Raw genomic sequence first — 13001 nt, 5'->3', positions numbered from 1 at the left:
GTGATCGTCACACATAAACTTTATATATCTATGTGAGTGCACGTGCCTTAAAAATTACCACCGTTCCCCGGCTCACTATCCGGCTCATCTTGCATCCCAACCGCCATCAAATACCCGCGGGCACGTTCCGTTTTGGGATACCGAAGGACGAGCTGCCAGAAGGTCAGGCCGTGACGCGGCACCAGCAAGTGCGCGAGCTCATGCACCACCACATAGTCATGCACGAACCGCGGCATCTTCACCAGGCGATCTGAGATCCGTATCGTACCACTCCGCGGGTCACAGGTTCCGAACGTATGTGCGTTCTGCTCGGTCGTATAGGAGATTCGAGTCCACGAGAGCTCACCGTTGAAGTACTGTCTGTTGAGCGCTTGCGCGCGCTGTTCCAGCAGCGCATCGGCATTCGCCTCCTGGAGTTCGCGCTGGCGTTGCCGCGCCTCATAGCGCTTCCGCGCCCACGCCACGTACTCGGCTTCCGCCTGTGGCGAGAGCGCTGCCGGGAGATAGAGCTGGATCACACCGTCCACTTCGCGTGCGCCGATCGTCTTCTTCCTGCGCGGACTGCGAATGATCTTGATCTCCATTTACTGACCTCAGGAATCCGGGCCGTGGCGAGCCCAGGGGGGCACAGAAGCGTCAGGTACCGCGTCGATGTCCGGTATATACGGTTTGATATCGATGATGGGCGAGCCTTCGCGCGCGTCGAGCCCCCGCACTGATAACTGGTTCCCTTCCATACGTACCAGCTCCACGACGCAGAGCGCGATCGGATTCGGCCTGCTCGGGCTTCGGGACGTGAAAACGCCGACGAGCGGCGCGCCCGCGCGTCCCATCGGGATCACCTTACGCACGCTCCGGTCGCCATCGGTATCGCGCAGATGGAACCAGTAAAGGACAATGATATGCGAGAAGGTGTCCAAACCGGCCAAGCCCTCTCGAAACTCATCGTAAATCCGGATTTGAGCTATGCCCGTTTCTTGCGCCTGCTCCACAATACCGATGAATCGCAGCATAGAACTGCTGTCCTGCTATCTAAACGAGGACGCGAGCAGCGCGCCACCTACGGCACCAATGTACTGCGGATACCGCGGCACGATCACTTCGAAGCCCAGCACATCATTCATCGCTTTCGGCACGCCCTCCACCAGCGCAGTCCCGCCGACCTCGATAGCGGGCTGTCTGAGATCGATCTCCTGCAACAGCTGCTCTTTTACCTGCTCGACGACCGAATAACACGCCGCCGCGGCGACATCTTCACGGCGTGCACCGCGCGATAACGCCGCGACCAGATCTTGAATGCCGAAGACGATGCAGTAACTGTCAGTCTTCACCTTCGTGGGATCGCCTTCCAGCGCCAGCTTGCCCATCTCGACCACATCAACGCCCAGACGTCGTGCAACCATCTCCAGGAAGCGCCCCGAAGCACCCGCACAGATACCGCCCATCGTGAAGTTATCAGGAATGCCGTCGTTCGCCGTGATGATCTTGTTGTCCATACCGCCGATGTCAATGATCATTGCCTCGCCTTTCTCGATGCCCGCGAGATACATCGCGGCCTTCGAATTCACCGTGAGCTCTTCCTGAACCAGATCAGCCTTGAAATGCTCGCCGAGCGGATGCCGGCCGTAGCCCGTTGTTCCCAGCGCTTCGATGTCTGTCTGCTTCAGGCCGGCACTGTCCAGTGCCTCGGCAAAGACCTTCTCGGCCGTCGCTACCACGTCACGCGAGGGCGACCAGGTCGCGCTCAGCACCTCGTTATCCTGCATGATCGCCGCTTTGGTGGTTGTGGAGCCGGAATCGATGCCCGCGGTCAACCCCTCCTGCACCGTCCGCTCCAGGATCCAGCGTCGCCGCACGATCGTCACCAGCGCCTCCATACGCGTCAACAGTTCACCAGCCTTCGTCCGTTCCGAGAACGGGTACATGACAATCGGCAAATTCGTCTGCGCCTGGATGATCTTCCTGATCTCCGTCCGTATTACCGCGCCACGTGGACATTTATGACAGCCAGCGAGAAAGATCGCGTCCGCATCGCTCAAACCTTCGGCAACCGCAAAGCCGCGAGCCAACGCAACACTCAAGCCCAGGCTCTTCTTCATGTCATACCCAAATTCTTCCACCTTCCGGTTAACGTAATCCAGATCAACCTCAGGCACAAAGAGCTCCGCACCCACGGCCTTCGCAGCCTTCTCGATCTCTGGCTGGACGTTGCCATAGATGGTGCCACATGAGATCTGCGCGATCCGTATTCCTTCCTCCCCTCCTGTCTTCCTCATACTGACCTGTACACTTGGTAGAGCAGACTGTAAAGTAAACCTTGCGCTTGCCGCACGCCACGCTCGTTCCGCTGACTACAGATCTGAGCTCGTGCCCACGGAAGCCCTCCTGCGGTGATCACCACGGGACTTTCTTCTTCCCTATCTTGAATCCGGCGTAATTGGTCGCCAGGTGCAGCAACGGCGTCAGCATGATCACGGTCAGGACAACCTCCCCTGAGAAGGCGGCGATAAACCACGGGCGAGCGAAGAGCAGCAGCAGCAGCCAGGCGCCACCGACGAAATCAAGCTGATCCAGCAGGGGTAACGGTGCGCCTCGTTCCACGCCAGCGCGGCGTTTCGCAAAACTGCCCAGCAGGTCGCCGAGCATCGCGCCCGCGCATAGGCATGCGAGCGTAACGAGGAACAGCGGGAAGCTACCGAAATCAGGGAGTTGCAGCTGCGTGCGGCTCTGTAACAGCTGTTGCACCAGACCGATGAGGAAGCCACAGGCGAAGCCCGTGACGAGCCCTTCGTACGTCTTCCCGTCACCCAGTACCCGGTGCTTGCCCCAGTAGCGTCCCTGGTCGATCGGTGTTTTCCCGCCGAAAAACGCTGCGCTCGCGTTCGTTACGTACGCCGGCAGCATCAGCCAGAGCGCCACGACGACCGTGAGAAGAAGCGTGCTCATAAATCGCTACACCGCTGTTATCATGGCGGTGCTCGCATTTATTTATGCTTTCGATCCTCCCGTCGATCGCGCGCGATCAATGGCCGAGGATATCGTCATAGTCGGTCATGACCCTGCCATTATAGATGGTGTGCTTCACCGTGCCAGGGAATTCATAACCCTCAAAGGGTGACCATCCGCACTTCGTATAGAGCCGATCACGGTGGATCCTCGTACGTTTTTGGAGGTCCAGGATCGTCAGATGCGCTCGCAGCCCCACGTCAATACGCCCCCGATCAGCAAGGCCCAGGAACTGTGCGGGATTCGAGGCGCAGATACGCGCGATCTGTGTCGGATGCAGTTCGCACTGCGTCATCAACCATATGGCGAAGTTGCCGTACGTGTCTAAATGCGGAACACCAGCAGGCGCATCTGCGAACCCCTGTGACTTCTCCTCTCGCGTATGCGGTGCGTGATCAGTGGCCAGGAAATCGATCTCACCGGCTTTCAGTGCGGCGATCAAGCGGTGACGGTTCTCCTCGGTCCTCAACGGCGGATTCATCTTCAATAACGCCTGCTTCGCCGCCGCGTCTTCTCTGGTGAAGAACAGGTGGTGCGGCGTGACTTCGCAGTGCACAGCAGGGTGCTGCTTTATCAGCTCTACCGTCTCGTGCACGGAGACGTGGGCAATGTTGATGTGCAGACGAGGCACGGCCGCAGCCGCAGAGAGCACGCTCTTCACTGCAGCTAACTCCGCGGCCTCAGGTCGCAATCGTGGATACAGTTCCGGCTGACGCGCTCGTTCGCGCCACGCCACGTTCAATTCCGCTGCTCGCTGCTCGATGATCCGCGGGTCTTCGCAATGTATGGTTGCGGGCCGCGAGGTCGATTCGACCGCTTTGAGCGCGTCTGGCACCGTCGCATCATCGAGCTGTAATTCGCCCATGGTGGTAAAGAAGAGCTTAAATGCTGCGACCTCCGGTTGCAGATCTCCCAGCGCAGTAACGTTCGAGTTCGAGACGCCACCGCAGAAAAGGATGTCAACAAGGCCCTGAGAGCGCGCGAGCGCTTTCTTTGCCCGTATTCGGTCAGCAGTAATCCCCGGCAGAGGTGTATTTGGCATGTCCAGCACGGTGGTGACCCCGCCGTGAAGCGCAGCCGTCGTCCCCGTGTTGAAATCCTCCTTGTAGTTCCACTGATGGCTGCTATCCTCGCGGAGATGCACATGAAGGTCGATGAACCCGGGGAAGATGAGACAGCCGCGCGCATCGAGGGTGCGCTCGCCGCGGAGACCCTGCCGCTTCATCACCGAGATGCGCCCCTCGTCAATACCAAGCTGCGCCTCGAAAATCCGATCAGGGTTCGCGATCCGGCCTTCAACGACCAGCTCATGGCGCATGTTTTTAAATAAACCGGAGGAGTATTAGAAAAGATAAGAGGAGTCTGAGACGATGTTTCCGAACAAAAAAGTTCAGAGTCTCGTGGGGAGAAAGATCCACGTGGAGATGAAGGGTGAGCAGTGCGTGCTGGAGGGCGTGCTCACATCGGTGGACGACTATTTGAATCTGCATCTGAGTGGCGCGAACGAGATACTGGCGGGCGAGAAGAAGCGATTGCTCGGCTCTGTTATTCTCCGTGGCAATAATGTTGTGCTTATCAATCCGCTCAAGGAATGACCGGGGCAAGCGTGAGGGGGAAGAAGATCGGTATTATCGGCGTTGGTAACATAGGTGCCTCTATTCTCAGGGGATTGCTCGCTGCCGACGAGCACGTGAGCGAACCGGTGTTCATCAGTGACGTGCGCAGCGAGCGGCTCGAATCATTCACCGGCGAATTCAAACCGCGCGTTCTCGTGTGCGCGAGTAACTCCGAGGTAGCTGAGCGTTCTGACGTGATCCTTTTGGCCGTAAAGCCCCAGGACGTGCGTGCAGTACTCGAAGGGCTCGCACCGGTGATGGGTAATGATAACCTGCTCATTTCCGTTGCGGCCGGCGTCTCGACGCAGACGATCGAGCGGGTGCTGGGTGCGGGGAAGCGGGTGATTCGCGTGATGCCGAATATCGGTGCGCTTATCGGAGAATCTGTAACGGCGCTCTCAAAAGGCACCTACGCCGACGACACGGATGAAGCAGTGGCGAAAGCGTTATTGGGCGCAATTGGTGCTGTATATACCGTAAAGGAGCGTGATATCGATATAGTTACCGGCTTGAGTGGCAGTGGCATTGCGTTCTTCGCTGCGGTGATCGACGCGATGGCCGCAGGCGGTGTCTGTGAAGGCTTGCCACGCGAGCTCGCACTCGCTATTGCCGCTCAGACCGCGCAAGGCGCGGCGAGGATGGTGCTCGCGGGAACCACGCCCGTAGCGTTACAGGAGATGACCGCGTCGCCCGGGGGGACGACCATGCGCGGGCTCTATGCGATGGAGACGCGGAACGTAAAGGCCGCGATGATGCATGCGGTGAGCGCGGCAACGAAACGGGCACGGGAACTCTCTACCAGTATCGAATAATCTTAATAGACTCATTCTTACGATGGTGCGGTGAGGAGCCGAAATCGGCCGTGTATTCATCCGGAGGCGCAATGAAGGAGGAATTGATCGTACGGGTACTGGAAATCTTGCAAGAAGCGGGTTTTATCGTCTCACAGCGCTGCGAAGCGAGAAGTTTCGATCTCGCGGCACGGCGGAACGAGCTCACGCTGCTGGCCAAGATTATGCGCAACATCGATGGGCTCAATGAGGAGGTCGCGCGGAGCATCAAGCGTGTGGCCTTCTATCTCCTTGCGTCGCCGCTCGTCATTGGTGAGCGGAGCGGTGCCTCCTTCCTGGAGGACGATGTGGTCTATCATCGCTATGGTATTCCAGCAGTGAACCCGCATACACTCCACAATTACGTTGTTGACGGCGTTGAGCCCTACGTGTTCTCTGCTACCGGTGGCGTCTACGTCACCATCGATGGGCACGCGATGAAAGCGGCACGCGAGGAGAAAGAGCTATCGTTCGGCGAGCTCGCCACGAAATTGGGTGTCTCGAAGCGGAGCATCAGCAAGTACGAAGAAGGGAGCATGGGGACGACGATAGAACTCGCGCTGAAGCTCGAAGAGCTCCTGGATACGATCCTCATTGCGCCGCTCGAGTTCCTCAAACCTGAGCGTGAGGAGCCGTCTGCAGCGGTCTTGACGGAAGAGCCAGAAGAATCCGTTTCGTGCCTCGAGCGGCGGATCCTCGACATGATGGAAGAGCTCGGATTCGCGATCTTCACGACCGCTTATGCCCCGTTTCGCGCTGTTTCATTCCCGGAATCGTCTGCAAAGGCGCGCGAAGAGTCTGAGAAGATCCTCACGGGGATCAGTGACTACTCGGAGCAGATGCTCAGGCGAGCGCGTATCCTGAGCAGCTTATCACACGTGATGCAGACCCGGTCGGTATTCGTGGTGAACGGGCGAAGCAAGTACGTCCAGATCGATAATACGGTCCTGATCGGTAAAGACGAGCTGGAGCATATCCGGGATCAGGACGAGTTCACGAGCGTGCTGGACGAGCGTACGAGGATCAAATGCATTCTGCGCAGTTAGTTAGTTAGTTAGCTAGCTAAGTAATCATGCGAAAAGTAGCGATCGTTATGGGCTCGAAGAGCGATCAGGCAGTGGCGGATACCGCGATAGCGGTACTGGAGGAGCACCGGATTCCGTATGAGGTGCAGATCCTCTCCGCGCATCGTAACCCCGAGGAGCTGGATCGGTACGTAACGGCGAATGAAAGCTCGGTTGCGGTCTTCATCGCGATTGCGGGCCTATCAGCAGCGTTACCGGGTGTGCTCGCCGCGAAGACCGCAAAGCCGGTCATCGGCGTTCCGGTGAGCGGTACGTTGCTGGGCCTGGATGCGCTGCTCTCCATGGTGCAAATGCCGCCGGGCGTACCGGTCGCCGTGGTGGGTGTAGACAACGGTAAAAACGCTGCCTTGCTTGCACTCAGGATCCTGAATCTGTAGTCACTTGGAAGCTGGCTTTCTATTCATTCCGCCGTCGTCAAATCCTTTTTGGCAACTGTTCTGATTCGCGCGTGTCGCTCGAAGTGAGTACCCTATGCACTTCAAAGCTGCCGCCAGGTGTTCACGAATCGCTGAACTGCGGTCGCGTGCCCGAGCACTGCGAAGATGACGAGTGCCCACCCGAGTAAGGGGAAGCTTACGGGGCCCGCAGACGGCAGCGGAAGGGGATAGAGCACCGTTAGTACCGTCGCGCCTAGAATAAGCGCGATTCGGTCCGCTCGCCCGAGCACCCCGCCGTACATACGGCCGATCCCCACGGCCTGTGCCTGGGTGCCCATATACGAAGCGAGCAGAACGCCAACGAGCGCCAGAAGGCCTATCTGCCAGGGTGCATAGTTGCCGAAGACGATCCCGCCGATCATCAACAGGTCCGCATAGCGGTCGATCACGTGATCGAGGAAATCACCCTTGCTGCTCGCGTTGCCCATCTCCCGTGCAACCAGCCCGTCGAGCCCGTCAAGAACCGCGTTGAGCGTGACAAAGACCGCGGCGAGGACGAGCCAAAAGGTAATGGAGCTGCTGCCGCCGCTGGAGATGGCGAACGCTATGCCTGCCAGTGCGGCGCACAGGAGTGAGAGGAGGGAGAGCAGGTTTGGTGAGACCCCGCGTGCCACGAGCAATTGCACCGCCGCTCGTATGAATCCCAGCTTATCAACCACGCCCCGCAGGAGCGAATCAAGTGCCATTGTACCCCGGTCCTTCCTACACTACTCTATCAAATCTATCTGAATGAAGAAAACCGTACACTCAGAAAAAACGAAGCGCTACTCGCATTCGTACGATTCGCGGCGAGAGGACCGTAGACAGATCTCCTCGATGCAGTCCGACCAGTCTACCGAGCCCGGTTTGTACCGCTGTCGGAGTGCTCCGCTTAGGCTGTCCCCGGCGCCTTCTTCCGTCTCCGCGGCTATGATCGCTCGCACCACGGACGCCACTTCTGCCACGCTCTTGCCGCTGGTATCCACCTCGTACACGGTCTGACACAGCTCGACCGCTTCTGTCAGGATGAGATCGAGCACTTCGGCCTCGAGATTCTCCTGGATCTTACGCGCGGAGAAGCCCTTTCGCTCGAGCCGCGCGGCGAGTGCAGCAGGATGCGCGCGGAGCACGATGGCAACAGCAGGCCCGAGAAGATGCGCGAGATGCCCCTCGATCACGAGCACGTTTTCACCTGCAGCTGCTTCTTTCTGACGCACGTAATCGCTCAGCCGGTCGAGGTTAGCGATTAAACTGCCCCGTTCGGGATCAACGCCGGTATAAAAGCCTTCCGCTTCCACCACGCTATTGAGGTCCAAACACGCGACTCCGCCGCTCCTGCAGACGCTCGTCTTGCCCGTTCCCGGTGTTCCCGTGATCCCGATGATCATACCCGCCCCACCTTTAAACAGCGTAGTGTACCTTTATTCGTTCTTCCATAAAACGTCGCGTGTGAAGCGTGTGGCAGGGACAGAGTGCCCATGAGCGGCGATGAGAAGCGCTTCTTTCGCAACACCCGTCCGCGCATTACGCCTCCACGGTAACTGGGGTGAAGCGAAACTAATATAAAGCGACGGGGTCAACAGTATCACAACCATCTCGCTAACGTAGGTGGGTGGGAGCGCAGGTCGGCGTTGCGCTTTATAAATGATGCCGACAAACCGAAAAAGATAAAAACATATATATGGTGTAAAGTGATAGTAAGAGCAAAAGGGGCAGAAGGGATAAAGGTGAAGTCAGAAGAAGCGAAGCTGGCTGCCGGATATGCAGCCAGCGACGAGACAGGCAGGCTGAACCGAAAGCTTTATATACCCCTTTTTCTTTTGGAAAAAAATTAGGAGGTGAAAACGAAAAAGATGAAGACAAAGATGATAGGCATTGCGATGGCAGCGATCATGATCGCGTCGATCTTCGGCGCGATGGTGCCCACCGCGAGTGCGGCATGCCCAGCACCGGGAGGTGGAGGTGCTTCCACACCCATCAGCCTGAATACAGGTGGGAATGCACTGATCGGCCAGAAAATATGCTTTACGGACATTGCTGCAAATACAACGACTGTAACAATTGCTGGTGATACAGCATCTGGTTCGACGACCGCGGGTGAAGTATTCTCCGCATCAGTCCCTGCTGTTGGAGATACGATCTTCAATACCAATGTGATGACGAAGACAGGCAAGTATTATATAAAGGATAATCGCAACCTTGCAAATGTGGAGCTGTTAATTGGTACCGCGACGCTGACCGTGGATGTTAAGGTAGATACCAAGTCAGTTACCTCCGTGGCACAGGGAGGAACATTCAAAGTAGATGTAACCGATAACTTGCTGAGCAACGATGTCGTTAAGCTCAGGATCAAGAATCCCGACGGCACCGTTCTTACCGCAAACCCAACAACCCTCGAAAATTTTGTGGATCGACCAATAAGTGATATCAGAGGGCTGGAAGTGCTCACCGGGCCGCAGTGGAAACTTGGCACCTATACGTTATGGGTGGAAACCACTGCAGATAAAGCATCAGGCTTAACCAAGAAGAGCAACGAGATCACCTTAAGGTTGATGAAAGGTGAAATCGATATTGTGGCCGATAAGACGACTGTCGCGGAAGGTGGTGCAGTACGACTCACGGTAACCGGTCCAGCGTTTGATAAAATTGACGTCACGTCTAGTGATCCGGCAAAAACCACTTTCCCAGCAAACCAGGAGGATAACGGAGCAGGTGGATCAGAACTAATCAATAAAGAGATTGACTCAGATGGCGTAAGGACTTACATAGTAACGTTCAGCGATACCGGTTCTTTCACGATTACGGTGAAGGATACCACTCTTGATCTAACAGAAGATGTAACCATAACCGTTATAGAAAAAGTGGTAAACTTTGATGTGCTTGGAAGTGCGATTATCGGATCGAAGCTTATGATTCGTGGAACGGCAAACACGGGCCAGTGGGTACAAATTGCTGTGGATGACGAAATCTGCGATGAATTAAAAAAGGTCGTGCTTGACGAGAACAAGGAATTTTCAAAAGAAATAGATACAAGCGATGCGTGTGGCGGGAAACTTGGTGTTCCCGGTTCGGTAAGATTGAAGGCATTCATTGGTACAGATTACGCAGGGGATGTCAAGGGTAAGTCAGATGATGGATCCGTAGCAATTTTAATGTCGAGAGGCGACCTAACGGCTGAAATATCCCCGACAACTGTTGCACGGGATGACGACTTCATCGTTAGTGGTAAGGCGACCGGGTCAAGGGAAGTAGATATAGTAATAATGTCCCCCAAGGGTGCCGGTGGTTCCACAATAGACCCTGGCGCATCCAAACTTCTTGACACCGCTGGTATTTACCATAGCACACAAACTGTATCTACCGTGGACGACACATTCTCAAAGAAGATCACTGTCGGCGGCGATGTGGACACCGGACGCTATCTCGTGTTGGTACTCGCCAAAGGTGGCGATAACCATTATGGGTCGTCTGCTGCTTCTACATCCCTTGCACTAGCTCTTGCTGGTTACAGCCTTACAGCCAAGACACAGGAACAACTTTTGGAAATACTGGAGGATGCCACGTTTGGTCAAGCAGGGAGCGATGACCTCTACTGGGCAGGTCACATACGCGTAGAATCGGCGTATGTGCGACTCGACCCGATTGCGTCTGTCGGCGTTGGAGCGCCACTGGTTGTAACCGGTACGACGAACAGGAGGGAAGGGTTTACACTTATCCTTACCGCCAGGGGTCCGATAGAGCTCACACCGCAGACCGTTCGGGTAGAAAACGGTACGTTCGAAGCAACCTTCGATACCGCAGGTGCTCGAGAAGGCGTTTATAACGTCAAGGCGGACGATGGCGATGGACATACTGACGAAGCGACCGTGAACATCGGCGCGGCAGCGCCAGCAACACCAACGCCAGCGCCAACAACACCAACACCAACAGCAGCGCCAACACCAGTGCCAACACCAGTACCAACAGCAGCGCCAACACCAGTACCAGCAACACCGACACCTGAAGAGCCAGGCTTCGAGGCGCTATTCGCCATTGCAGGCCTGTTAGCAATCGCCTTCCTCGTACTGAGGATCCGGAAGTAAGCTACTCTAAACTACACACAAAAATAAAAGGTTTGGGAGGGGCTTTTTTTATCCCTCTCTTTTTGTTTTTTATGCCCCTTTGTTTTCTTTTTCAGAAAAAGAAAACCGGCACTAAAAGAAAAACACATATAATTAATTTAGCTACTATTCTCATTTGAGGAGTAGTAATAATTAGTATAGATATAACTCTCGATAAATACGTTATTTGACGGAAATATGTCCCTAATTGAGCGCGTATCATCGCCCAGAAGAAGCGGGTTTCCGCACTACATGGGTAACTGTAGTTCAGTTATTTATGTTCGGGTTCTCGCAGCTTGCTGCGATAATAGTTAGAGTATACAGCGCCAAGCGGATTGTGCGCGAGCACGCGGTCTTTAACAGCAAGTGTCGTTACTGGCGCCTCGGAGTATTCGGTAAATACCGTATCATGACCGATGCACAGGCCGAGGATAATGTTGAGATCCGTTCGTTCTTTGTTCAGTATATGTGCCTGTCCAACCGGGTTGCACATGGCTTCGCTCTTCGGTTCGTCTGCTACAGCACCTGCGTGAAGCCGTTCCAGGCCGAAATACGCTTTGTCAATCCCGCAGAGCTTGCAGCAGACCGAGGAGACATCAAAGTTTTGCTCGAGGATCGCACAGAGCGTCGCGGCCTCCTGTGCCAGGCCGATGCAGAAAGCAACGCCCAGCTTCTGATAGCCCATCCCCTGTGCGTACAGGATCAATTCCTCAAGGCGCGTCTTCCGCAGGTAATACCGCGACTCTATCTGTGTCGCAACCTTCAGCGATCTGAGCGCTTCGCTATCGCTCGCGTATCTTGCCTTCGCAACGTCCGTTATCTCCGTGCAGTCCTTGCACGCTGCACAGGCCTTATCTTTACATGCTGCGCACCGCATCGCATCACTCGCTCTTCTATTTAATCATACTCCTGCCTTTATGGTAAAAGTAAGAGGCAGTAATGATGCGAACGATTGCCTGGGATGATGAGCGCGAGCTGGTGACGCTCATCGATCAGACGCTGCTGCCAGCGGAGTACCGGATCGTAACGTGTGCTGATGTTGCTACTCTGGTCGAGGCGATCCAGAGCTTGCGCGTGCGCGGCGCACCAGCCTTGGGCGCCGCCGGTGCGTTTGGCGTGGTTCTGGCCTGTATGAACGCGCCGGACGACGCTACACTGCGTCAAGCGGTGAAGCAGTTGCGAGAAGCGCGGCCTACTGCGGTAAACCTCGCTTACGGTGTTGATCGAGCATTTCAGGCCGCACTGCGAGGCTCGAACAGGCGTGAACGCGTGGCGTACGCGCTGGTCGAAGCGAAACGGATCGCGGAGGAAGACGTTGTCGTGAATCGGCAGATCGGCGAGCATGGTAGTGCGCTGCTGGAAGATGGCGATGTCGTGCTGACCCATTGCAATGCAGGCCGGCTTGCATGCGTGGATTGGGGCACCGCGCTGGGTGTGGTGCGGTCCGCGGTGGCGCAGGGTAAGCGGATCGAAGTGATCGCCTGCGAGACGCGGCCGCTCAATCAGGGCTCGCGACTCACTGCCTGGGAGCTGCTCCAGGATGGCATTCCAGTCACGATCATTACGGACAGCATGAGTGCCGCCGTGATGCGTCAAGGAAGGGTGGATAAGGTAATCGTCGGCGCTGATCGGGTGGTTCGGGATGGCGTGTTTAATAAGATCGGAACATACATGCACGCGGTGGTCGCGAAGGCGCATGGGATCCCGTTTTATGTCGCGGCACCGCGCTCATCGTTCGATCTGAAACGGCGATCTGACGAGGTGCAGATAGAGGAACGTGCTCCTGAAGAGCTCATATTCTGCGGTACAAACCAGCTTGCGCCACGGGATGTCCGCGTCTACAACCCCGCCTTCGATTTCACGCCGTTTGAGCTGATCGAAGCGGTGATTACCGAGCTTGGGGTGATACGCCCAGCTGAGTTAGCGGAGCTGCGCTGGTGAGTAGTTG

Annotated in this window: 14 protein-coding genes; 6 read left to right on the top strand and 8 right to left on the bottom strand. The window is 56.2% G+C overall.

Annotated elements, in window-relative coordinates; translation table 11 throughout:
- Nucleotides 1–47 precede the first annotated feature (47 nt).
- The 5 genes from ENN68_03570 to ENN68_03550 all read right to left on the bottom strand — a co-directional run bounded on the left by ENN68_03570 (nucleotide 48) and on the right by ENN68_03550 (nucleotide 4324).
- Entirely contained in the window at nucleotides 48–584 is a 537-nt protein-coding gene (locus ENN68_03570; GenBank protein ID HDS45164.1) for a M48 family peptidase, read from the bottom strand.
- Between the two features lie 9 nt (nucleotides 585–593).
- On the bottom strand, nucleotides 594–1013 hold the full coding sequence (gene tsaA / locus ENN68_03565; GenBank protein ID HDS45163.1) for a tRNA (N6-threonylcarbamoyladenosine(37)-N6)-methyltransferase TrmO: 420 nt from the start codon (nucleotides 1011–1013) through the stop codon (nucleotides 594–596).
- Nucleotides 1014–1028: 15 nt separating this feature from the next.
- Entirely contained in the window at nucleotides 1029–2276 is a 1248-nt protein-coding gene (locus tag ENN68_03560; protein ID HDS45162.1) for a methanogenesis marker 15 protein, read from the bottom strand.
- Nucleotides 2277–2394: 118 nt separating this feature from the next.
- On the bottom strand, nucleotides 2395–2946 hold the full coding sequence (locus ENN68_03555) for a CDP-2,3-bis-(O-geranylgeranyl)-sn-glycerol synthase (protein ID HDS45161.1): 552 nt from the start codon (nucleotides 2944–2946) through the stop codon (nucleotides 2395–2397).
- Between the two features lie 76 nt (nucleotides 2947–3022).
- Nucleotides 3023–4324 carry a hypothetical protein gene (locus ENN68_03550; protein HDS45160.1) on the bottom strand — a complete coding sequence of 434 codons (1302 nt, stop codon included), beginning with the start codon at nucleotides 4322–4324 and terminating at the stop codon, nucleotides 3023–3025.
- 52 nt (nucleotides 4325–4376) lie between these two features.
- Here ENN68_03550 and ENN68_03545 point away from each other — a divergent pair, with 52 nt between their 5' ends.
- The 4 genes from ENN68_03545 (at nucleotide 4377) to purE (ending at nucleotide 6914) form a co-directional block, all read left to right on the top strand.
- A complete protein-coding gene (locus ENN68_03545; GenBank protein HDS45159.1) occupies nucleotides 4377–4601 on the top strand; it encodes an LSM domain-containing protein in 225 nt (74 codons plus the stop codon).
- The gene (gene proC / locus ENN68_03540) at nucleotides 4598–5434 is read left to right on the top strand and encodes a pyrroline-5-carboxylate reductase (protein ID HDS45158.1); all 837 of its coding nucleotides are present in this window, start codon (nucleotides 4598–4600) and stop codon (nucleotides 5432–5434) included. The genes ENN68_03545 and proC overlap by 4 nt, the downstream gene beginning before the upstream one ends.
- Nucleotides 5435–5505: 71 nt before the next feature.
- On the top strand, nucleotides 5506–6498 hold the full coding sequence (locus ENN68_03535; GenBank protein ID HDS45157.1) for a transcriptional regulator: 993 nt from the start codon (nucleotides 5506–5508) through the stop codon (nucleotides 6496–6498).
- A 26-nt stretch (nucleotides 6499–6524) separates the two neighbouring features.
- Entirely contained in the window at nucleotides 6525–6914 is a 390-nt protein-coding gene (purE, locus tag ENN68_03530; GenBank protein ID HDS45156.1) for a 5-(carboxyamino)imidazole ribonucleotide mutase, read from the top strand.
- 101 nt (nucleotides 6915–7015) lie between these two features.
- Here the strand turns inward: purE and ENN68_03525 are convergent, their stop codons facing one another.
- Complete coding sequence (locus tag ENN68_03525; protein ID HDS45155.1) at nucleotides 7016–7660, bottom strand: CDP-alcohol phosphatidyltransferase family protein; 645 nt, start codon at nucleotides 7658–7660, stop codon at nucleotides 7016–7018.
- A gap of 78 nt (nucleotides 7661–7738) precedes the next feature.
- Nucleotides 7739–8341 carry a hypothetical protein gene (locus tag ENN68_03520; GenBank protein ID HDS45154.1) on the bottom strand — a complete coding sequence of 201 codons (603 nt, stop codon included), beginning with the start codon at nucleotides 8339–8341 and terminating at the stop codon, nucleotides 7739–7741.
- Between the two features lie 450 nt (nucleotides 8342–8791).
- Between ENN68_03520 and ENN68_03515 the strand changes: the two genes are divergently transcribed.
- Complete coding sequence (locus ENN68_03515) at nucleotides 8792–11035, top strand: hypothetical protein (protein ID HDS45153.1); 2244 nt, start codon at nucleotides 8792–8794, stop codon at nucleotides 11033–11035.
- A 289-nt stretch (nucleotides 11036–11324) separates the two neighbouring features.
- Here the strand turns inward: ENN68_03515 and ENN68_03510 are convergent, their stop codons facing one another.
- Complete coding sequence (locus ENN68_03510; GenBank protein HDS45152.1) at nucleotides 11325–11930, bottom strand: DUF1847 domain-containing protein; 606 nt, start codon at nucleotides 11928–11930, stop codon at nucleotides 11325–11327.
- Between the two features lie 65 nt (nucleotides 11931–11995).
- Between ENN68_03510 and mtnA the strand changes: the two genes are divergently transcribed.
- Nucleotides 11996–12994, top strand: a complete 999-nt coding sequence (mtnA, locus tag ENN68_03505) for an S-methyl-5-thioribose-1-phosphate isomerase (GenBank protein HDS45151.1) — start codon at nucleotides 11996–11998, stop codon at nucleotides 12992–12994.
- Nucleotides 12995–13001: the final 7 nt, after the last annotated feature.

It is taken from the genome of Methanomicrobia archaeon (assembly GCA_011049045.1).
Lineage (GTDB): Archaea > Halobacteriota > Syntropharchaeia > Alkanophagales > Methanospirareceae > JACGMN01.
This window is presented reverse-complemented; position numbering and strand designations above follow the sequence as displayed.